General features: G+C 46.1%; 17 protein-coding genes and 2 riboswitches. All 17 genes read left to right on the plus strand.

Features of this window, described 5'->3' with window-relative positions; genetic code table 11:
• Nucleotides 1-9 precede the first annotated feature (9 nt).
• The 17 genes from ACMQ5W_RS08355 (at nucleotide 10) to ACMQ5W_RS08435 (ending at nucleotide 22,784) form a co-directional block, all read left to right on the plus strand.
• A complete protein-coding gene (locus ACMQ5W_RS08355) occupies nucleotides 10-2,016 on the plus strand; it encodes an ATP-binding protein (protein WP_419024777.1) in 2,007 nt (668 codons plus the stop codon).
• Entirely contained in the window at nucleotides 2,009-2,437 is a 429-nt protein-coding gene (locus ACMQ5W_RS08360; RefSeq protein ID WP_148493517.1) for a chemotaxis protein CheW, read from the plus strand. The genes ACMQ5W_RS08355 and ACMQ5W_RS08360 overlap by 8 nt, the downstream gene beginning before the upstream one ends.
• 143 nt (nucleotides 2,438-2,580) lie before the next feature.
• The gene (locus tag ACMQ5W_RS08365; protein WP_419024778.1) at nucleotides 2,581-3,198 is read left to right on the plus strand and encodes a TetR/AcrR family transcriptional regulator; all 618 of its coding nucleotides are present in this window, start codon (nucleotides 2,581-2,583) and stop codon (nucleotides 3,196-3,198) included.
• Nucleotides 3,199-3,200: 2 nt separating this feature from the next.
• The gene (locus tag ACMQ5W_RS08370) at nucleotides 3,201-4,298 is read left to right on the plus strand and encodes a radical SAM protein (protein ID WP_419024779.1); all 1,098 of its coding nucleotides are present in this window, start codon (nucleotides 3,201-3,203) and stop codon (nucleotides 4,296-4,298) included.
• 93 nt (nucleotides 4,299-4,391) lie between these two features.
• Nucleotides 4,392-6,137, plus strand: a complete 1,746-nt coding sequence (locus ACMQ5W_RS08375; RefSeq protein ID WP_419024780.1) for a SpoIIE family protein phosphatase — start codon at nucleotides 4,392-4,394, stop codon at nucleotides 6,135-6,137.
• Between the two features lie 111 nt (nucleotides 6,138-6,248).
• Nucleotides 6,249-6,431: riboswitch (cobalamin riboswitch) on the plus strand.
• Nucleotides 6,432-6,669: 238 nt separating this feature from the next.
• Nucleotides 6,670-7,419, plus strand: coding sequence for an energy-coupling factor ABC transporter permease (locus ACMQ5W_RS08380; RefSeq protein WP_148493513.1), 750 nt, complete (start codon nucleotides 6,670-6,672; stop codon nucleotides 7,417-7,419).
• 2 nt (nucleotides 7,420-7,421) lie between these two features.
• Nucleotides 7,422-7,769 (plus strand): energy-coupling factor ABC transporter substrate-binding protein, encoded by a 348-nt coding sequence (locus ACMQ5W_RS08385; RefSeq protein WP_419024781.1) that lies wholly within the window; start codon nucleotides 7,422-7,424, stop codon nucleotides 7,767-7,769.
• On the plus strand, nucleotides 7,756-8,532 hold the full coding sequence (cbiQ, locus tag ACMQ5W_RS08390; protein ID WP_419024782.1) for a cobalt ECF transporter T component CbiQ: 777 nt from the start codon (nucleotides 7,756-7,758) through the stop codon (nucleotides 8,530-8,532). Before ACMQ5W_RS08385 ends, cbiQ begins: the two co-directional genes overlap by 14 nt.
• An 8-nt stretch (nucleotides 8,533-8,540) precedes the next feature.
• Complete coding sequence (locus ACMQ5W_RS08395) at nucleotides 8,541-9,380, plus strand: energy-coupling factor ABC transporter ATP-binding protein (protein ID WP_419024783.1); 840 nt, start codon at nucleotides 8,541-8,543, stop codon at nucleotides 9,378-9,380.
• Nucleotides 9,381-9,520: 140 nt separating this feature from the next.
• Complete coding sequence (locus tag ACMQ5W_RS08400) at nucleotides 9,521-11,503, plus strand: Ig-like domain-containing protein (RefSeq protein ID WP_419024784.1); 1,983 nt, start codon at nucleotides 9,521-9,523, stop codon at nucleotides 11,501-11,503.
• A 66-nt stretch (nucleotides 11,504-11,569) separates the two neighbouring features.
• Entirely contained in the window at nucleotides 11,570-12,952 is a 1,383-nt protein-coding gene (tilS, locus tag ACMQ5W_RS08405) for a tRNA lysidine(34) synthetase TilS (protein ID WP_419024785.1), read from the plus strand.
• Nucleotides 12,953-13,043: 91 nt separating this feature from the next.
• The gene (gene ftsH / locus ACMQ5W_RS08410) at nucleotides 13,044-15,137 is read left to right on the plus strand and encodes an ATP-dependent zinc metalloprotease FtsH (protein WP_148493508.1); all 2,094 of its coding nucleotides are present in this window, start codon (nucleotides 13,044-13,046) and stop codon (nucleotides 15,135-15,137) included.
• Between the two features lie 9 nt (nucleotides 15,138-15,146).
• A complete protein-coding gene (locus ACMQ5W_RS08415) occupies nucleotides 15,147-16,730 on the plus strand; it encodes a PucR family transcriptional regulator (protein WP_148493507.1) in 1,584 nt (527 codons plus the stop codon).
• Nucleotides 16,731-16,747: 17 nt separating this feature from the next.
• The gene (locus tag ACMQ5W_RS08420) at nucleotides 16,748-17,569 is read left to right on the plus strand and encodes a type III pantothenate kinase (RefSeq protein ID WP_148493506.1); all 822 of its coding nucleotides are present in this window, start codon (nucleotides 16,748-16,750) and stop codon (nucleotides 17,567-17,569) included.
• A gap of 1 nt (nucleotide 17,570) precedes the next feature.
• Nucleotides 17,571-18,533 carry a tRNA dihydrouridine synthase DusB gene (gene dusB / locus ACMQ5W_RS08425; protein ID WP_419024786.1) on the plus strand — a complete coding sequence of 321 codons (963 nt, stop codon included), beginning with the start codon at nucleotides 17,571-17,573 and terminating at the stop codon, nucleotides 18,531-18,533.
• A 1-nt stretch (nucleotide 18,534) separates the two neighbouring features.
• Complete coding sequence (locus tag ACMQ5W_RS08430; protein WP_419024787.1) at nucleotides 18,535-19,746, plus strand: hypothetical protein; 1,212 nt, start codon at nucleotides 18,535-18,537, stop codon at nucleotides 19,744-19,746.
• A gap of 62 nt (nucleotides 19,747-19,808) precedes the next feature.
• Nucleotides 19,809-19,890: riboswitch (cyclic di-GMP riboswitch) on the plus strand.
• A gap of 92 nt (nucleotides 19,891-19,982) precedes the next feature.
• A complete protein-coding gene (locus ACMQ5W_RS08435) occupies nucleotides 19,983-22,784 on the plus strand; it encodes a hypothetical protein (RefSeq protein ID WP_419024788.1) in 2,802 nt (933 codons plus the stop codon).
• Nucleotides 22,785-23,036: the final 252 nt, after the last annotated feature.

Consider the following 23,036-nt stretch of genomic DNA (forward strand, 5'->3'; position numbering starts at 1 on the left):
GAGAAATAGATGAGTTATTTTGATGAAGACGCCCGCGAAATGCTGGAAGTCTATTTGCTGGAAACCAGGCAGCTGACCGAACAGTTGAATAACTGTCTGATGGAGGCAGAGAAAAACAATCGGTTTGCGGAGGAAGACATTCATGGCATCTTCAGGGTCATGCACACCATTAAAAGTTCTTCTGCCATGATGGGACTTTCGCAGCTGTCCTCCCTCGCTCATAAGCTGGAGGACATCTTTGCTTATTACAGGGAAGAAATCGGAACCATTGAAAATCCAGAGCAGGGAATTTTTGACCTGATGTTTCTGGCTGCCGATCACATTTCAGCAGAGATGGAACGAATGGAGACAGAGGATTACGAACCTGCCGATATCAAGCAAATAGTGGAGCAGGCGGAGGCATATTGGGAAAAGTTCTGCTGCAGTCATGAAAAAGAAGAACTGCCAGAGGAACAAGCACCGGAACCGCAGAGCTGCAGTTATTTTGGCGATAAATCAGGAACTGTGGTCAACGTGATCTTTGAGCAGGGCTGTCGGCTGGAAAATGTCAGAGCCTTTATGTTGGTTAGACAAATCAGCGGATTGTGCTCTGAGTTGGAGACCTACCCTCCTGATTTGGAGCAGGCTGGCGTAAGCAGTGAAATCATTGGAAAACAAGGACTCTTTGTTCGTTTTATCAGTGAGCAGAGAGAAGAAGTCCTGGAGGTGATGGAAAAAGGTCTCTTTGTCAATCGCGTCATATTGATAGCGGACCAGGAAGAGGCGGAGGCTTCTGCGGAGGAGTCTGAGCCGCTAGAGGCACAGCCTAAAAAATTGCAAGAAGTGAAAGAGACAGAGTTCCTGGATGTAAAAGCGGAGAAGCTGGACAAAATGCAGAACCTTTCCTGTGAGATGGTCATTCAAATGTTGGTCTTAGATGAAGCGCTTAGAAAAAATGGACTGGAGGATCTCAGAGAGGGAACTGCCCGCCAGATCAGTCAGCTGATCAGCGAAATGGAGCGAACCACCATGGAAATGCGCATGCGGCCGATCAATCGAATCGTACCGAAGCTGCGCAGGATTCTCAGAGATATCTGCCGAGACGAGGGCAAAGAGGCGGAACTTATCGTAAACTGCGGCGATATAGAAGCGGATAAAAGTGTTGTAGAATCCTGCTCAGAGGCGTTGATGCATCTGATTCGCAATGCGGTAGATCATGGAATCGAGACTGCAGAGGTACGCCAGGCCTTAGGCAAGGAAAAGAAAGGCAGGATTGTATTTCAAGTGGAGAGTACTGTGGGGGAACTGGTGCTGACGCTCAGTGACGACGGCTGCGGGCTGGATGATGAGAAGATTCTCAATAAGGCTAAAGAGAGAGGCATGTTAGTAAAGCCGGAAGCGGAATACAGCAGTGAGGAAATCCACGAACTGATTCTGAAGCCTGGATTCACCACCAATGAAACGGTCAACGAGTATTCTGGCAGAGGGGTGGGTCTCGACGTGGTAAAGAACATCATGGAAGAAATTGGTGGACACCTGCATATTGAAAGTCAGCCAGGCGTTGGCAGCAAATTTACCCTGATAGCGCCGCTGACGTTATCCACTGTAGAGAGCGCCTGTTTTCAAATAGGAGACTACCATTTTTCGATGCCTGCCCGGTATGTATTCAATTTTATGGAATACAGAGAAAAGAAGCGGCAAATTCGTCAGATTGACGGGCGCTCCTATATTCTTTATGACGGCAGAATGGTCCCTCTGATCAATTTGCGCAAGGTCTGCGGAATAAAAGAAGAAATTCCTGATGATTCTATCGTAATCTATGTCAAGGACAACAGATTAGAGGGATGTCTGTTAGCCGACGTAATGCATGAACAAAAGCGAATCGTAGTCAAATCTCTGCCGAACCTTCTTGGGCGCGATTTTCGAAAAAACACCGGAATCGGCGGCTGCAGCATAATGGGCGACGGCGATATCTGCGCGGCCTTAGACCTGGAGAACCTCATTGTAAACTTTGAAAAGGAGGGGGCATATGAATAGCGAAAACAACAGAGAACTACTATGCATCGCTGGCCAGGAGAAGAACTATGCCCTGGAATTAAAATGGATTGCGGAAATCTATGCGGACGTGCATATTTCTTCGTTCCCATGCCTTCCTCCTCATTATCTAGGAATGTATAATTATAAAGGGCGCATTATTCCTGTCATCAGACTGGAGGAGGGCGAATGGAGAGTGCTCGTGATCGTCCGATGCGAAGAGAGCCTCTTTGCCATGGCGGCAGCGAGAGAACCGTTTATCATCAGTGGAGATGCATTAGAGGAAATCGAGTCTCTGCATCCGGAGTCATTGGCAGGTCTTTGGCTTGAAAAGACATTGTATCAGATGGAGGGCGCGTTAGTTTCGCTGCTGGATATCCCCGGTACGGTGGAGAAAATTTTGTCAGAAAATGAAAATGTATAGGATGAAGCTGTTATGACTAGAAGATCTGGTCATAGCAGTTTTTTTATTGTAAAGACAAAGAAAAAACTTGACAAGAGAACGATTGTTAGCTAAAATGTAAAAAAGAGAACAAATGTTAGCTAAACGGAGAGGGGGCTTAGAATTTGAAGCGAAACACAAAAGAAGCTATTTTACTTGCGGCACTGCACCTTTTTGCGGACAAAGGCTATGACGGCGTCAGTGTGCGCGATATTGCAGAAGCAGTCGGCATCAGACAGAGCTCACTGTATAAACACTATGAGAGCAAACAGGATATCTTTGACCATATCTTGATTCAGATGGAAGTGCAGTATCAGCAGATGACACAGGAAGTGCGCGCACCACAGGGTGACATGGCGGCTGTAGCATCGGCATACGAGAGGATTACGACAGAAGAATTGAAAGCAATTGCCAGAGGCATGTTCTTTTACTGGACCGAAAGCGACTACGCCTCCCAGTTTCGTAAGATGCTCATGATTGAACAGTATAAGAGTGAAGCGAAGAGCCGCCTCTATCACGAATACCTGACAGAAGGCCCTTTGAAATACATGACGGAGTTATTCCGTTTGCTGATTGAAAGAGAATGTTTCATACAGGAAGACGAAGCGTTTCTGGCTTTAGAGTTTTATTCGCCCATCTTCTTTCTGATGAACAAGTATGACAGTGGGGCGAAAAGAGATGTGCTGATTACACAGTTGGACCAACATATTGAACACTTTGCGGACCATTATAGAAAGGATTAGCGATGACAGTACAAAAACCATTTCACTTAGAAGAATATTTGACAGCGGGGGTTGAGAACATCGTAAAGGGTGCAATCAAAGCTACACTGCGGGATCCTCAGGAGAGTGCCTTTATGGTCTCCTTTGCTGCGGCAAGCAAGAAGGCGGCCGGTCGGCGCGGGCAGTGGGCAGAGAAGGGCGAACATATTCCTCCCTTTCTCATCGCCAGCATCACCAGTGCCTGTAATTTGCACTGCAGCGGATGCTACGCCAGAAGCAATGAAAGCTGTATAGATGAACTGCCGAGCTGTCAGCTCACAGCGGAAGAATGGCTGAATATTTTCCAGGAAGCAAAAGAGCTGGGGATCAACTTCATCCTTTTAGCCGGCGGAGAACCTTTTTTACGGAGAGATATCATTGAAGCAGCGGCAAAAGTACCGGAAGTCCTTTTCCCGATTTTTACCAACGGTACGCTGCTGGATGAAATCTATCTGCAGCTTTTCCAGCAGCACAGAAACCTCATCCCCATTTTCAGTATCGAAGGAGACCAGAATATAACAGATCAGAGAAGAGGGAAGGGTACCTACGATAGGCTGCTTGCAGCCATGGAGCAGATGAAACGACGCCATCTGCTCTTCGGCACTTCTGTTACGGTGACCACCGCAAATAAAGAAACTGTGACCTCACCTGCTTTTCTGAGCAGATTAACGGGACTTGGCTGTAAGACGGTCATTTATGTGGAATATGTGCCAGTGACAGAAGAGAGCAGGAATCTGGCTTTTGGAGATGATGAACGGAACTGGTTTGAAGAGCAGCTGGCAGATGTGAGAGGGCGGCATCCAGAGATGGTGTTTATCTCCTTCCCCGGAGATGAGAAAAGTTCCGGCGGCTGTCTGGCAGCGGGCAGGGGATTCTTCCACATCAATTCCCACGGCGGTGCGGAGCCCTGTCCTTTTTCACCGTACTCTGACATCAATGTCAAAGATACTTCTTTGAAAGAGGCTCTCCATTCCAGATTGTTCACCGTTCTTCACCAGCAGGACTTATTGACAGCAGATCATCAGGGCGGATGCGTCTTGTTTGAGAAGAGGGAAGAAGTGGAACGACTCCTGGCCCAGTAAGTTTCTCCTCTTTCGACACCTGCCTTCGACAGCAACCCCCATGTTGCCTATGATAGAATATGTGAAAATCAAAGGGAACAAAGGGGAAGAAATATGGAATTTGTAGGGAATCAGATTAATTTCAAAACCGTGTTAGCCACTTTGACAGTGGCTTTCTTTATTGGTCGGATCAATCTGTTCGAAGGAACCTTTCCGCAGGCGGTGGCGCTGATTACCGTCATGGTGGCGGTATCAACTGTATACATATATTTAGTGCCGGTCATTGCCATCGCGATGCTGACTTATGGGGGAGTCATCTTAAATCTCTATGGCGATATGATGGCTATGATTTTTTGCGGGATATTTTTCCTGTTTTTTCATAATCATAGATTTACAATAAATCAGAGGACATCAGTAGCAGTGGCGGCAATCATCGTGTGCAATTGTGCTTATTACGCCTATGGACATTTGATCTATCTCTTGAGCATTGAAACGATGATCAAAGAGGCGATAGCCGTCATCGTCTATATCCGTGTGTTCAACACCATCGCGAGGATTCTCTTTGTGGGTAAGAATCCGATGCAGATTGCAGAAGAAAAAGTTGGACTAGCCTACGAGATTTTTGCGATATCGCTGATAGGGGCCATCGGTGCACAACAGGTGGTCTTTCCCCTGTGGTTACTGGTTATCGTGGTGATTCAGTATTGCAAGGGAATTCAGCCAGCCATGGCCGCAGCCGGCATTGCGGCTGTTTTCTGGCAGTGCCAGCACGTGGATCATGGAGAACTCTTCATCGCCCTCTTTGCGGGGATGCTCACCGGCTGGTTTTTGGCCTCACTGATTGACGGAAAATACCGAAAAACGATGTTAGCGCTGACGATTTTTGCCACCATTGCCGTATCAGCCAGCGATCAAATTTATGGGGCCGCGGCTGTGATGGCTTTATTTATCGCTGTACCCAGCAGCATCATCACCAGGTTGTGGTGCATCGGTGAAGAACGGTTTTGCCAGCAGTCGGCTACGGGGGCAGACCTGAAACTAGAAGCCATTAAGCGGGATTTGATGAAAAAGCGGGAGGTCTTTCTCAGTCTGAGCAAGCTGTACAGTGCGGGGATGGATAATAAGCAGATTGTCTCTTACCAATTTGACGGCATGGCCAGGACGGTCAGCGAGCTGATGACGGATTTAGACGGTCGAGGAGCATCATCAGCTGAAAAAAACGCGCCTCAGATTTTGGTGGGCAGTGCATCTTATGCTTTCGAGGCGGTGTCAGGGGACAGTTGTCTTTCTTTCTCCTTCGGTAAAAATAAACAGGCTCTGATTATCAGTGATGGTATGGGGAAGGGCAGTCGGGCGGCCACAGAAAGCAAGCTGGTGGTTACGACGCTTTCCAAGCTGCTGGCGGCAGGCTTTGATGTGGACATCGCCATGAAAACAGTCAATGCGATTCTGATGACGGGAAACAGCGCGGAGATGTTCGCTACAGTGGATTTAGCCATTATAGATAAGGTGACCGGCAGAGCGCAGATTTTTAAGATGGGCGCTGCATCCACCTTTGTAAAACATAATGGCAGTGTATCTATGTTGAAACGGCCTGCGCCGCCGGTGGGGATTGTCGACGGACTGAAGCTGGAATACATCGACGTGAGACTGAAGCGGGGTGACCTGCTGATTATGGTCTCGGATGGTGTTACTGACTGCGACCGCCGCGACCCGGACGGCCTCTGGCTGAGAGAACGTCTGACAGAACTTGGCAGCCGCGACCCGGATACGGTGGCGGAATTAATCGTCAACAAAGCGGCGGAAAAATATGGAATTAGGGAACGGGACGATCTGACCGTCATGGTGGCAGCTATTTAAGCTGCCGCTTTTTTCTTGTCCAATGTTGCTGAGTTTGGTAAAGGACAGTTTACCGTGGTCTTTCTTCTTGTTTACCTTGACAAGAACGTAAATGTCGTAGTAGAATAAAATTACAATTGAATGTAGGAAGGTCCCCGAACAGGGGTTAAAAGAGAAGCAAGTGAGAGACTTGCACGGTCACGCCGCTGTGAAGACGTAGCCACATCTCAACAATGTCACTGGGAAACTGGGAAGGCGCAGATGTGAGTGTTTGATGTCTAAGTCAGAAGAACTACCTGAATACAGCCAATTTGCACAAGGTTACGAACGATGGCCGGGTGTGAACACGCATGGAAACCCAGAAGCAGTGTCATTGCTGATGGATTCCAGCGAGACGCCTGTCTGTTTCGGACAAGCGTTTTTTTAATGGTCCTGCCCCAATTTTCACAGAAAATTGAAGGGAAGTCCTTATTCTTTAACGCGCCAGCCTGTGGCTGGCTAAGCGTTAGTCGTAAAATGCGTGAATTTTTGTTTATTCATGAAAGGAGAAAAAATGACAAAAAGGCAAAAACTGACTTTATCAATTGTTTCAGCGCTCTCTGTTGCATTCGGACTCGTGCCGACGGCAAGTGCGATGCACATTATGGAGGGTTATTTACCAGCGACGCACTCTCTGGTATGGGGGATTATCTGTGTTCCCTTTGTGGTATGGGGGTTTATTTCCATCAAGAAAACCCTCAGTGAAAATAGAAAAGCAATTACTGTTCTGGCCATGGCTGGAGCATTCATATTCGTTATATCGTCACTGAAGATTCCCTCTGTTACAGGAAGCTGTTCTCACATGACGGGAACGGGTCTCGGCGCGATTTTGTTCGGACCTGCTTCTGTCAGCATCCTGGGAATTATCGTATTGTTATTCCAGGCGATTCTGCTCGCCCACGGTGGTTTGACTACATTGGGAGCAAATACTTTTTCCATGGCCATTGCAGGACCATTCGTTTCCTTTGGCGTGTATAAGCTCTGTGAGAAGTTAAAGGTCAACAAGATGGTTTCTGTATTTTTAGCGGCAATGATCGGTGACATCTTTACATATTGTGTAACAAGCATTCAGCTTGCTGTCGCTTATCCGTCCGAAGTAGGTGGTGTCATGGCTTCTGCCGTGAAGTTCCTGGGCGTGTTTGCCCCGACACAGCTGCCACTGGCAATCGTTGAAGGAATTTTGACCGTGGTCATCGTCATCGGCTTGGAATCTTTTGCAAAACCTGAGCTGAGATCCATCGGATTCATAAAGGAGGGCAGATAATCATGGAGAAGAAGACTAAGAGCAGAAAAGGACTGGTCATCGTCCTGCTGGTTATCGCCATACTCATCGCTGTCATCCCTTTTTTTGCACTGAAGGGCGCGGAATTCGGCGGTTCTGACGATGCAGGAAGCCAGATGGTGGCGGAAATTCAGGGCAGTGAATATACGCCTTGGTTCGAACCGATTTTGGAACAGTATCTAGGGGGAGAAATTCCCGGTGAAATTGAAAGTCTGATATTCTGTCTGCAGACAGGTATCGGCGTGGGGATTGTGGCCTTTATCATGGGCCGTTTCTACGAGAGACATAAATGGAAAAAGGATGAAGAGGTAGAAAACAGTGATAGTCATTGATAAGCTCTGCTACTTATCAAAAATCAGATATGTTAACCCAGCTGAAAAGTTTGCCTTCGCGGTGCTGACTCTCATATTCTGTATTGTCAGTCGTTCCATCGTGATGGGACTTTTCATCATGGTTCTTAACAGCTTTCTGACCATAAAAATCGGCGGAATCTCAGCCAGGAGGTACGGCAATCTCATGCTGGTACCTCTGGCTTTTCTGCTTCTCAGTACGGCCGCCATTATCGTCAACGTATCAAAGCATCCTCTGGACGCCTTTGCCCTGCAGATTGGCAGTTGGTTCCTGACCGGCAGCTGGGATTCTGTCTTACACGGTCTTCAGCTGATTGTGACAGCCTTAGCGGCAGTTTCCTGCCTCTATTTCCTGTCGCTGAATACGACCATGACGGACATTCTGTCTGTCTTGCGAAAGATGCACTGCCCGGCTCTGCTTTTGGAACTGATGCTCTTGATTTACCGATACATCTTTGTCCTGCTGGATGTAGCTTACTACATTTCCACATCCCAGAATGCCAGGTTGGGACACAAGGATCTTCGTACATCGATCAAATCTTTCGGCGGCATGGTGCAGGCTCTTTTCATCCGAGCCATGAAACGCTCAAGAAACCTCTACGATGCTATGGAGGCAAGGTGCTACAGTGGAGAAATCAAAGTGCTGGAGGAAAATCACGACGTCAGCAAGAGAAACATCATAATGATTGCAGTATTTGAACTCGTTCTTTTAGGGTTCACCGTATTTATAAAATTGCAAGGATAGGAGTTCTGATGAAAGATATCATCATCAAAGCAGAGGAGTTATACTTTTCCTACGACGACGAAAAGAGCTATTCTCTCAACGGTATGAGTTTGGAAATTGAGAGAGGGAAAAAGGTAGCCTTTATGGGGGCTAACGGAGCAGGGAAATCCACTTTTTTTCTATGTCTCAACGGCATTCACAGGCCTGCCGGCGGAACCCTGTATATTGATGGAGAAGCTGTTGATTACAGTAAGAAGGGCCTTTTGAACCTGAGGAGCAAAGTAGGCATCGTCTTTCAGGACCCGGACAATCAGCTCTTTTCTGCATCAGTATTTCAGGAAATCTCTTTTGGTGCTTTGAACGTCGGCATGAGTGAAATGGACGCCAAGGAGGCGGTGGAACAGGTGATTGAGACCCTGGAAATTACGCCTTTTATGGAGAAACCGACCCATTCTCTCTCCGGCGGTCAGAAAAAGCAAGTGTCCATTGCAGACGTCCTGGTCATGAATCCAGAAGTGATCATTCTGGACGAACCGGCTTCCTCTTTGGATCCAAAGCATACGGTCATTGTCAACAAAATAGTAGACATGTTGGTTGACCAGGGTATTACCGTGCTGATGTCCACCCACAATGTAGACTATGCTTTAGAGTGGGCAGAAGAAATCGTTCTGATTCACGATGGAAAGACACTGATGCAGGGAGCGCCTGTAGATGTGTTCTCAAATAGTGAGGTCTTGGAAAAGACCAATCTGAAGAAACCGGCAGCCATCGAACTCTTTGAAAGTCTGACGGCAAAAGGGGTTCTGCCGGCTGATCTGCCAGTTCCCAGAAGCCTCTCGGAACTGGAATCCTATATCGCAAGCCTTTAACCAATGTTATAAACTAAGACACTAAGAGACCGCGCTGGAGACAGTGCGGTTTTGCTTTAGGGCGAGTTGACCTATTGTGTTGAAAAATACATAAGTTCAGCGTATAATCGAAAGTAATATTAATTGAGAAGGTGAAAACAATGAAACGAATAGTTGCGGTATTATTATCTTTGGCCATGGTTCTCTGTTATCTGCCAACATCGGTTTTTGCGGCAGATGGCGAAACAGATGGCGGCGGACAGACTGAGGTGGAAAAAACTGATATTTCAACATTAACTTTAGGTTACTATCCGAAGTCCATCACCTATGATGGAACAGCCCATAACCTCAGTACGCTTTATCTTGAAGAATCAAACCCTCATAAGTCTTTGACAAAGGACAGAGACTTTACCGTAGAAGTGAGGGACAACATAAACGTCGGAGATATGGTGGTGATTTTAAGGGGGATTGGAGCGTATTGCGGAGAAGTTCAGTTGATTATCCCTATTTTGCCTAAGGACATAAAAGGCTGCTTTTATGATGTAGATAAGTATACAGAGGAAGGGCATAAGCCTAATATCAGGCTTTCCTTTGGCAGTACATCATTAGTAGAAAACGTAGATTACCAAGTGACAGACTATACGGAGAAAGAGGACAAAGGCGTTGTAAACGTGAAAGGGATCGGAAACTATACAGGCACTACAAGTATCAATTATACCGTAGGCAGAGATATAGGCCGAGCTGACGTCACACTGTATCAAGAAGATGAGTTTATCTACACCGGTCGTTACCAATTTCCGTCTGTAAAAGTGACCTACAATGGAGAACGGCTGAGAGAGAGTTACGACTACAGGACTACATACAAAAACCATAAGGAAGTGGGAACTGCTACGATTACAATTACTGGTATCGGTAAGTTTCATGGAGAGAAAGATATTCACTTTACCATCAAGGGGAAAGAGCAGAAAGTCACCCCCGCCCAGGCAACTTATGACGCGTATATCAGAAGTCAGCCGTTCAAGATTGAAGCAGAGGCTACGGGGGACGGAACAGGCTTCTCTTACACATCCAATAATCCCGGAGTTGCCACTGTAGACGCAGAAGGGATGGTTCACGCCCATAGTGAAGGCGCTGCGGTAATTACACTGAGAACTGTCGGCATGAAAGGGTTTGCAGAAGCTACCGCACAGGTAACTGTCAACGTAAAACGCAGCAGTATTGATTTTGGAACCATTTTGGCGGAAGAAAAAGGCCTGTCAGCCTCAATTAGCAAGCTGACTTTAGAAAAGATCGTGTCAGCATCTGTTTTCATCGGCGAAAGGGAATATCCTTGTAAAATTGAAGATAACGGGCAGCAGGCGTTGCTCAAAGCAACGTATCCTGAACAGAAAAAAGGGCAGGAAATCACAATCGTAGTAAAAGATGATCTCGGCAAAGAAATTACAAAGACTGTAAAAGTAAAAAATGCGGTGATTGAACTCAGCGTCAATAAAATCTACGATAAAAGTATTTCAATCAAGGGAAAGACGTATCCGGGGATGACTGTAAAAACGGTACTAAATGGTAAGCGCTATCAGACTAAGGCGGGGAACAGCGGTGCTTTTTCTCTCAAAATTCCAAAACAGAAAATAGGCAAAAGTATCAAGATTACTGTTGTCAGCGAAAATGGAAGTACAAAATCCATAAATAAGAAGGTTTATAAGAGGACAGGCAGCAGTGTCGCCAGCAAATATTATGTCCTGCGGACTTCAAAATACGTCTATGTTCGCTGCAGGGGCGCATCGCAGGGTGATGTGATAAAAGTAAAAATTAATGGTAAGATATATAAGAAAAAAATTGGAAAGACAAACGGGAGCCCAACTGTAAAAATTTATACTGGCAAGCATACAACTGGCGCTGCCGTCTATATGTACTTGTATAATTCGTATAATCAGAAGATTTGCTCTAGAAAAGATAAGGTGTATTTTGGCAACAAGCTCTATGTTGGAATGACAAGCAGTCAGGCGCTGCAGACTACATGGGGCAAGCCGATCGCAAGATATCAATATACGGGTTATCAGCTTTGGCTGTACCAAAGCGGTGATACTGTAGTATATGCCTGCATCAGAGGCGGAAAGGTGATAGAGATCGGTTATGTTTATTAACTGCAATAAAATCTTTTAAAACGCTTCTGTTTGTGGTATACTTACACTGTTATGATTAGAGAAACAGTGTTAAACACGATCAGGGAACATCATTTAATCGAAAAAAATCAGCACATCGTCATCGGCCTCTCGGGTGGTCCTGATTCGGTGTGCCTTTTTCATGTCTTATTGGACTTGGCGAAAGAGTGGGAGCTGACCCTTCATCCCGTTCACATCAATCACAGGTTCAGGCCGGGGGCGGCAGAAGCAGATCAGTCCTATGTGGAGCGGATTGCACAGGAAGCGGGCTGCCTGTGCCGAACTTTTGTCTATGACTGCAGCAAAATTGCCGCCGAAGAGAAAATTACCTCCGAAGAGGCTGGCCGCAAGGTTCGTTATCAGTCTTTTGCAGAGGTAGCTGCAGAGATAGCCGCGAAGGGCGTCCGGCGAGATAACATAAAAATCGCCGTGGCACAAAACGCCGACGACCAGGTGGAAACGATTTTGTTCCGCATCTTGCGAGGCGTGGGAACGGACGGGCTGTCAGGCATCAGTTACAGGCGTTTTGACGAGCAGGAAAATGAAATCATTCGTCCGCTGCTTGACGTATGCAAAGAAGACATTCTGACCTACTGCCGAGAACACGACCTGCACCCCTGCATTGATCAGACCAATTTAGCACCAATTTATACGAGAAATAAAATCCGTCTCAACTTGATTCCTTATCTGGAAAAGGAATATAACACGAATATAAAGGATACAATGATTAGAATGGGGAAGACTGCCGCTGTAGATAAAGATTATCTTTGGCAGCAGGCTGCCGATGCTTTTGATGGGCTGGCCAAGGAGGCTGACGCGACCAGTGTCTTGATGGACGGGGAGAAACTTCGCGGCCTGCACCGAGCTGTACGCCAGCGAGTGTTTGCCAAAGCTTTTCACAGCATCGGATTGACAGAAGATATGACCTTCACCCATTTCGATGGCTGCGAGAGTATCGCCTTTCATCAGGGGCCGTCGGCACGCCTTGACCTGCCGAGAGGATATTATCTGACAAAGGTGTATGATGATGTCAAGGCTGCTAGAGGAGCGCCCCTGGCGAACAGTGATATCAAAGTTACCATTCTCTCTAAAGGGGAATATGAGGAACAGAAGCTGCCTAAAGACAGTCATGCCGTCTTTGACTATGATTTGCTCAGGGAACACTTCGGTGACGATGCGGCAGCGCGAATCACCTTGCGGACTCGAAAGGCCGGCGATTTTATTGCTATCGGAGAGACGAGAACAAAGAAACTGCAGGACTATCTGGTGGATCGAAAAGTGCCCAAGGACGAGAGAAACAGCGTCCAGTTTGCGGCAGTGGGCCGTGAAATCCTCTGGATTCTGCCTTATCAGGGCAGAGGACGGTATTCTGCCCACTATAAACTGTGTGAAGATACAAAAAAGGTGATTTGTATTGAAATAAATTGTTGAATATGATAAAATTATAGGACTGTTTTGTTAAGGGAGAACAAATTTATAATACGAGAATTTGAGAATATAGATATGGGAGGAGACAACGAAATTGAAAAAATTCGCAAAGAATATCAGTATTTACTTAGTGATTTTTGCGCTGGTGTTAGCAGCGGCCTTTTTCTATAATGGCAGTGGCGGCGCAGAGTACAAACAGGTGAAGTTTTCCACGCTGGCCAACTACTTGGAACAGGAGAAGATCACCGAAATCGAGATTGAAGACACAAAGATTACGGGAAAAATAGGGAAAGACAAGTACGTCTACGCTTATGCGCCGTATATCACAGAAATCAGCTGGCTGGAGGAAACCTATATTTTCCCGCAGATGCAGGAGAAAAACCTGGCCGTAAAGACGCCAAAACCGTCTTCTGGTTCCACCATCCTCAGTCTGCTGCCGACGTTGATCATGGTGGTAGCCCTGGGCTTTTTGTTCTATCTGATGATGAACCAGGGGGGCAATGGCAAAGCATTTTCCTTTGGAAAAAGCAAGGCGCGGCTATATAAGGGAGAGGGCAAGAAGATCACCTTTGATGAAGTAGCCGGATTAGACGAGGAAAAGGAAGAACTTTCTGAGGTCGTAGATTTCCTGAAAGATCCGCGGAAATACAAAGAAGTAGGTGCCAGAATACCGAAGGGCATATTGCTGGTCGGTCCTCCGGGAACTGGAAAGACTTACGTTTCTAAAGCCACTGCCGGAGAAGCTGGCGTACCGTTTTTCACCATCAGTGGTTCTGACTTTGTTGAGATGTTTGTCGGTGTCGGTGCATCCAGAGTGAGAGATTTATTCGACCAGGCCAAAAAAAATTCCCCATGTATCGTTTTCATCGATGAAATTGACGCGGTGGGACGAAAAAGAGGTGCAGGCCTGGGCGGAGGAAACGACGAAAGAGAACAGACCCTCAACCAGCTGCTGGTAGAGATGGACGGATTCGGAGAGAATTCTGGCATCATCATTCTGGCGGCAACCAACAGACCGGACGTATTGGACCCGGCTCTGCTGAGACCGGGCAGATTTGACAGACAAGTTGTAATCGGCATTCCGGATATCAAGGGCAGAGAAGAAATCATCAAAGTCCATTCGAAAAATAAGCCGTTGTCTGATGAAGTTTCACCGAAGATTTTGGCGAGAAGAACGCCGGGATTTACACCGGCTGACATAGAGAACCTGCTCAACGAAGCGGCACTGATTACGGCCAGAAGAAATGGACGAAAGATCAGAATGGCGGAAATCGAAGAAGCAGCGACCAAGGTTATGGCAGGACCTGCCAAGAAGAGCAGGGTTATCAGTCCGGAAGAGCGTAAACTGACAGCGTACCATGAAGCAGGCCACGCCATCGTCATGAGAAGTCTGCCGGATTCGGATCCTGTGCACCAGATTACCATCATCCCGAGAGGCAATGCCGGTGGATTCACCATGTCCCTGCCAGAAAGAGACAAGGGCTTTGAGACGAAGAACGGTATGCTTAACAGCATCAAACACCTGCTGGGCGGACGTGTAGCAGAACAGTTGACGCTGGACGATATCAGCACTGGCGCAAGCAATGATATCATGAGAGCGACAGAGATTGCCAGAGCGATGGTTACCAAATACGGGTTCAGCGATAAAATCGGACCTGTCAATTACAGTGAGTCTGATGAAGTATTCCTGGGCAAGGACTTCTCCACGAGAAAGAATTACTCAGAAGGAATTGCTACAGAAATCGATCATGAAGTAAAATCCATCATAGAAGAAGCTTACGAAGTAACATCTCGCATTCTGACTGACAATATGGATAAACTGGAGCGAGTGGCGCAGGCACTGCTCGAAGTAGAGACTCTCGATGGCGAGCAGTTCGAGGCGCTGTACACGGGAGAGGTCGACGCCCAGGGACTGGCAGAGCTGGTAAGAGAAAAAGAAGAAGAAATTCAGAGAGTCAACGCAGAAGAAGCAGCAGAATTTGAACGTATCCGCAAGGAGGAAGAAGAAAGACTGGCTGCTGAACTTGCTAAATATGATACTGACTACATGGATGAAGACGAGAATCCATCTGATTCCGATGGCGACACTGAAAGCGGAGAAGGGAAAGAAGCTATAGGTGAAGACCGTTCCGAAGAGGAGACAGCAAAGCTGCTGCCAGAAAAAGAGGAACACAAGGAAGAAGAATAGAGGTAATATATGAAAATAACTGTAAATGATTGTTTGAGTTTGGAGGCATTCAGCCCCAGCATTCTGGCAGCAGGAAAGCGAAACATTGGCAACAGGGTCCGTTCCGTCTCGGTAATGGACGCTGCCAACGTGGAAACTGCCATAAAAAATAATGGGGTAAGAGAGCAGATTGTTCTTACATCATTTTACGGAATGACAGGCAAAGAAAAAATGCAGTGTGAAGTTGTCAAAGGCTTGGCTAAGGAGGGCGTCAGCGCTTTAGTCGTTTTTCATGTGGAAAAGGGGCTGACTGGTGCGGACAGCGAGGTGATAGAAACCGCTGAGCAGGTGGGGCTCCCTTTCATCGTCATACCGAAAAACAACAAGGCAGAGTATTCCGATGCCATTGAACAGATTATGGACAAACTGCTCTACGGTGATAATTTCAAGAACAGCTTGATTAACAACACCATCTATCATCTGCTCAATTTTGAAAAACATAAGACCTTTCAGGCGGCCTTGCGTGAGGCTGCCGTCAGCAACGATTTCCAGGTCGTCCTTCTCTCGAAAGATTTTAACCCGATCTTGTCCATCGAGACCAGACAGAAAACCACCATTGCCGATGCGATCAGAATGGGTAAAGAGCGGGATGTTGAAAAGGCGGGTATCTATACCTTCATCGATGTCAACGGCGTTCTGACTTACTGGGGACCGATTACAATTAATAAGGAGAAGTATTTTCTCTTTATCGTTGATAACGAAGACAACTATTCAGCAGGAGAGATCACCAAGCTGGCCGAAATCATCGAACTGGCGATGGGCATGTGGAAATATACGCCGGAAAGGGATGTGCGTGCCGAACTGATCAAGGCTTTGATCAGGGGCAATAAATCCCTGGCCTATTCTCTGAAAGACGAGATGGAAATTAAGGCGGATAACATTCTCAGTGTTTTTTATGCCAAGGGGATTGAAACCAATCAGGGAAATGCGGTTATCAGTGAATTTGAAAAGAAAGAAAACATCGAAGTGCTTAGAATCACCGAAGGAGAAGAAACCTACGGCATGATTCTTAAAAACGGCGAAAAGCCGGAGGATGAAGAAACAACGCAGAAGTCCAGCTGCCTGGTGCTCTTTGACAAGTTGAAAGAGGGCAGCAAGACGGTGCGGATTTTCCACGCCACAGGACTCGATGGTATCGAAGGTGCAGGAGATGCGTTCAGACTGATCAGCGAGACCTGGACCTTTGTTGAAAGCGTTTTCCCGTACAAGAGAGTATTTACAAAATATGAACTGGCTCTTGTTTCCAATTGTATCAATCTGCAGGTTCAGGGCGGCTATCTGAAAAAGAACTACATGGATCTTCTGGAGCCGTTCAGAAAAGAAATGGGAGAGAATAAGGCAAAACAACTGCTGGAGACTCTGGAGACTTTTGTTCTCGATGCGGGCATGAACAGTGGAAAGACCTCGGAATTCATGGGGATTCATACCAACACTGTACAGTACAGATTGAAGAGAATTAATGAAGTCCTGGGCGCTGAAATCACCGGAAATCGTGTCATACCGGGATTGACTATGGCTCTGGCTCTCAAGAGGCTTGACAGGGTTGTGAAATAACAGAATGGAGAAAAATAATGCTTTTAGCTTTTGACGTTGGAAACAGCAACATCGTACTTGGCGTATTCAAAGACGGAAAGCTCGTTACCAACTGGAGAATTGAAACAGATAACAACAAAAGTGCCGATGAGTATGGAATGATTGTAACGCAGCTCTTTCAGTATGAAGGACTCAAGACATCGGACGTAAAAGACATCATCATTTCAACCGTTGTACCATCCGTCCTCTACACCCTGCAGCACTTGGCTATGAAGTATTTCAAGAAGCGCGCCATCACTGTGGAATCGGGTGTCAAGACAGGATTGGTAGTGAAGTATGACAATCCCAAGCAGGTAGGCGCTGACAGAATTGTCAATGCCGTGGCGGCATACCACAAATACGGCGGCCCTCTGATCATCATCGACTTTGGAACGGCAACGACCTTCTGTGCGGTGACGGAGAAGGCTGAGTACTTAGGCGGATCCATCGCTCCAGGACTTAAGATTGCATCGGAGGCTCTGTTCGAGAAGACTTCGAAGCTGCCAAAGGTAGAATTAGAGGAGCCGGGTCAGACCATCTGTAAGAACACCATTCAGAGCATGCAGTCCGGGTTGGTTTACGGACACATGGGCATGGTAGATTATATCGTAAAGAAAATGAAGAAAGAGCTGGAAGCCCTCACAGAATCGGGCAAACCGGTCACCGTGGTTGCCACTGGCGGTCTTTCCACCCTCATCGACGATGGCGTCGATTGTATTGACCACGTCGACAAAATGTTGACACTGGAAGGACTGGAAATCATCTACCAGAAAAATAAGAAACCGACAAAACCGTGCAAAGAAAAAAAGGAACAGATATAAAATGAAAAAAGCCTTAAAAATAGGAAATATTGAACTTGATAATCCTTTTCTTCTGGCTCCACTAGCAGGAATTACAGACGCTCCCACTCGCAGAATCTGCCGCGAGATGGGAGCGGCTTTGGTCTATTCGGAAATGGTCAGCGGCAAAGGGCTGTATTACGGCGATAAGAAGACGGATCAACTGCTGTTTCTCTACGAAGAAGAGAAACCGGTGGCCTATCAGGTCTTCGGCAGCGAACCGGAAATCATGGCATTTACAGCCCGTGCCTTGGAAGAACGGGAAAATGCCATCTTAGATATCAACATGGGCTGCCCTGTACCGAAGATTGTAAAGAACGGGGAAGGCTCAGCCTTGCTGAAACGGCTGGATCTGGTTTATGACTTGATTTCTGCCATGGTCAGCAATACGACAAAACCGGTAACTGCGAAAATACGCATCGGTTTTGACAAATCTTGTATAAATGCCGTGGAGACGGCAAAAGCTATTGAGGAAGCGGGCGCAGCGGCTGTTGCTGTTCACGGCAGGACAAGAGAACAGTATTACAGTGGCAAAGCGGACTGGACACAGATCGCGGCCGTAAAAAATGCGGTCAGCATTCCTGTCATTGGCAATGGAGATGTGACTGACGGCGATTCCGCCTTGGCCATGATGAAAGAAACAGGCTGTGATTTTGTGATGATTGGCCGCGGTGCCTTGGGAAATCCATGGATCTTTCAGGAAGTTCTGGCTGCCTGGAAAGGTGAACCGAGGCCAAATCCGCCGAACATTGCCGAAAAAAAACAAATGATGCTGCGTCATTTTTATGATATGATGGAATTAAAGGGCGAATACGCCGCAGTCCGCGAAATGCGTAAATTTGTGGGCTGGTATCTCAAGGGCATCCCCGGCAGCGCAGCGCTGCGAGGAAAAATCAACCAAATTGATGATGCCGGGGAGCTAACTACTGCGATAGGAGAACTTTAAGATGAAAATCAAAAAGATATTGGTATGTCTATTTATCGTATGCACGATGGTCATGTCTTTTACGATGACAGCCTCTGCAAACATTGTGGACGACCTTAAGAAAGAACCCAACGCTATGGCGCTTGTCACCATAGATAATGAAGATTGCACAGAAATATCGAATTTAAAAGACTTGAGTGTGCGGATTACCGCACCTGGCACCAACATCAATATCACCATTCCCGTTGAAGAAGTGAAGGAGGATGGGGAGACCCTAGGTCTTTGGCTGGGTTATCCGAAGGATCGGATCAGCGATGCCATCATGAAGGAACTGGCGGAAGTGCAAGGGAAAATAGATTTAGGAACCTATGAAAAGGATCCGGAAAAATTTCTAACAGATGTAGACAACATCTTGTCAAAGTTTCATGTGGAGATTATCGGCCTTCCGGAGAATCATTATTCTGTTGTCAGCAGTTCCATCATTCTCACAAACGATATTTTTCAGCAGATTGTGGACATGTTTAAGGAAATAATCAAAGCGGAAGTCGGCGACTTTGATAGTTTTACTGACTTAATTGATCGTCTGCTGAAGGAGCAGGGTTATACTATGGAAGAGTTTTTGGCAGAACTGGAACCTGAAGATGCAGCGGCTGTCAAGAATCTGATTGAAAACCTGGACCCTCTGCTGGATTATATCACCAGCTCGGAATACTCTGGCTTACTCATTGCAGGTGCAGAGTTGGCCTGTGAGTGTCCATCCATAGATTACTTCCAGATTATTCACAGGTATTATGAACGTGCCGACGGAAAGCTGAAGCTTCTGGGCACCGTTTACGAGGGCAGCTACGATGATTACTACGAAGAGAAATTTTTACAGGGCTATGCTGGTGATATCATCAACGCCAAGGATTTTATAAACTGTAAATATGACGGAAAACTATTTGAATATATGGGCAGTTATGACTCCTATGTGCTCTACGATGACTACAAATGGTCCGACTATAAACTGGATTCGTTTACATTGGGAGATTGGGAGACAGATGGACTGGTGCTTCGTTATGTGATTGACAGCGGCAAAACCGCTGCCTCTGCAGAAAGTGCCGCCGGTGACCCGGACAAAGGCTCCGCATTGCCTGATACGGGCGATCGGTCGTCTCTGGGCATGTATATCGTGCTGTTATTCACAGCCCTGGGTGCGTCAGGTGCCATTGCAGGGTATCATAGGAAGAAGTAGGCCCGATAGAAAGATTCGGGATTGAAGGATAAAGAAAAAGAGAGTATACTTATAGGTAGAAAAATTGAAAAGAGCAAACTTGTCGAAAGGCAGGGACGCAAAGCTATAGGGCCTGTTCCAGAAGGATGGCTGCCAGTTGCCAATGTACTATCAGATTGTATATTTATGATTTGGGACAGGCGTTGGCCTGTCTCTTTTTAATGAACCGAAATAAAGCATGAGGAGAAAACGATAATATGAAGAAGTTTTTAGCAATGTTGCTCACTGTGGGTCTGGTAATCTCTATGATCCCGGGCATTGCATTTGCAGAAGAAGAGCAGGCAGAGGCGGTAGCTCAGATTGGAGAGGAAAAGTACTCTACACTTCAAGAGGCATTTAGCGTTGCAAAAGATGGATCAAAGATCATTTTGCTTGCAGACGTGAATGAAGAAATCACGATCGATCATAAGAGTCATTATAATATCACTTTGGATTTGAGCGGATTTTCCCTGGGGAGGGGGTACCCTATTAAGAATGTCACCAGTTATTTGACCATTCAGGACAGTAGTGTAGGACAGACAGGACAAGTAGATGCTTCAATTGAGCTTGACGGCGGCAATACCACTTGGAAAAGTTCGAAGCTCACAATATTGAGCGGAACTTTCACGGGAGACATCGTTGCAGGCAATAAGGGTACGCTTTATGTTAAAGGCGGGACGGTTGACGGTGCGATTATAAAAAACTCGGGCACAGTGGTGTGCACTGGTGGCTTATTTAAAGTGAAACCGGGAAATGATATGTTGGAAATAGGATATCTGGCCAGCGAAGAACCGATAGATGGCTATTACCAAGTGGAATCGGATAAAGCCGCGCAGATTGGAAATACCACTTATAATACGCTGAAACAAGCTTTGACAAAGGCGAAAGATGGAGATACTGTGCGTCTCTTGAAGGATCAAATAAATATACGAAGTATAAACTATTATGAGATAGATAAGTCTATAATATTAGACCTGAATGGTAAGACAATTTCGACGTCAAGTAATAAGACAATTTATGTTAATAAATATGGTGAAACAAAAAATATAACGATCAAAAACGGAACCATACGCAACACAAACACGTCGGGAGAACCGTCTATGGGAATTGTAGCGGAGCAGAGAGTCAATCTGACCTTGGAGAATGTGATGTTAGAAGCAGTCGGTTCTAATAGTTACGGTATTTTTATAAATCCCCAAAATAATGCTGTGCAGCCAACGATTACCGTCAAGGGCGATCAGACGAAAATTTCGGGTAACATAGCAGGTATTGCTGTGAACGGTTATAGCAAGGATGTAGGTGCGACGACTCTAATTGTGGAAGGCGGAACCATTGAAGGAGGAAGGTATGGTGTAGCAGGCAATGGAGAGCAACACAATACGAACATCACGGTAAATGGCGGAACGATTAATGGGGGCTCTTGCGGTATTTTCAATCCGCAGGATGGCAAGCTGAATATTTCTGGCGGAACCATTGCAGGTGCTACAGGGGTTGAACTGCGGGCAGGGGAACTGAACGTTACAGGCAATCCTGTGATTACTGCTACGGGCGCGTACACGTCTAACAGCAATGATTCAGGTTCTACCAGCACCGGCGTCGGCATTGCAGTAGCGCAGCATACAACCAAGCTGCCGATTTCGGTGAATATTTCCGGCGGAACTATCAAGGGCGTAAGGGCACTGGATGAAAAAAATCCAGAGAAGAATCCAGAAGAAAGTATCTCGAAGGTAAGCATAGAGGTTACAGATGGCAGCTTTGTGGGCGATGTATGTGCAGTAGATGTTTCAAAATTCATCTCTGGTGGGATATACTCCGCTGATTCAACCGGTTTTGTTGATGATAACAGCTATGCGTACAAAATGAACGCAAAATATATCGTTGCGTCAGAGGGATATCAGGCTGCAAACTGGGTATTTGAAAAAGATGTAGCTAATGACAAGCTTTATATTGGCACCTATCATCCCCCATATATTCCACCTGCTCCAGTTGATCCGATAACCAACACCGGTTCTGCTTCATCTGAATCGGCCACAACCAATGCAGATATTAGTAAGGATCCGGCTTCTACAACAGAGCAGAAAACAGAAATTATGGACGACAAAACTGAAGTGACAACGACAACGATCAAGATTGCGCCGGACACGGCAGAGAAGCTTGCGCAGAGGGCAATTCAACACAGTTCTGCCCATATCATCATTGATGCGACCACGGGCAAGGCGGGAAATACTGCTGCGGGTAACAAGACAGAAGTTGTTCTTCCGGCGACCACGATTTTGACCCTGGCCGAAAACACAGCAGCAGATGTTGTGATAAAATCAGATATAGCTGAGATTACTCTGGATGCAAAAGCAGTCAACGCGGTTGCTGCGCAGACAAGTGGGGAGATAGCCGCAAATGATACAGTAATCGTGGTTGCCCAAAAGGTCAAGGACGAAAGCAATGAGATGAGATTTGATTTGAAAGTCGTGACGCCAAATGGCTCAGTTTTGGATTTTGATGGAGGCGATGTATTGGTAAAGGTTCAATTGAACGATCAATTGAAAACAAAGGAATATTTGACCTGCCTATATATTGATGATTTTGGCTGGTTCAGCAGAGTGGAAGGTGCGAGGAACGCAGATGGTGCCTATACATTTGTGACGGGACACTTCTCTGCCTATGCCATTATGGAGGAAAGAGATGCTGATAAACTCATTAAAAAGCAGGTATCGTTAACAAAAGGCGTACAAAATACGACAATCAAACTTACATCTACTCTTGTAACAAAAGGGATTAAGTTGAAATGGAAAAAGTCAAAAGGGTTCAAAGTAGATAAATATCAGGTATATCGTGCAGCAAAGAAGAATGGAAAATATAGCAAGATTTATCTGACTAAGAAAGGCACGACTACTTCTGTGGTGAACGGGAAGAACTTAAAGAAAGGGAAAAGGTATTTCTACAAGGTGAGAGGCGTGCGAACAATAGCAGGAAAGACCTTTTACACCAAGTGGTCAAATAGAACCTATAGGATTTATAGATAATATTAAAATGCGGAAATAAGAATTAAGGCACTTTACACTATTGATAATAGCGGAGAGTGCCTTTTTTAATGACCGACTCCATGTCCTACGATGCTTTTGTACTTTTTGGGGTAGTTTCATTGATTCTGCACAAAAATATCGCATAATAAGAAGGTAAAGCAGATGAAAACCGCAGTGAATATCGTGAAATAGAGGAAAATTCTCTGATAGATGTAGAATTATATAGGTTCTAAAGGCTAACTTCACAACGGC

The sequence above is a fragment of the Emergencia sp. genome (assembly GCF_048465375.1).
Classification (GTDB): Bacteria; Bacillota; Clostridia; order Peptostreptococcales; family Anaerovoracaceae; genus Senimuribacter.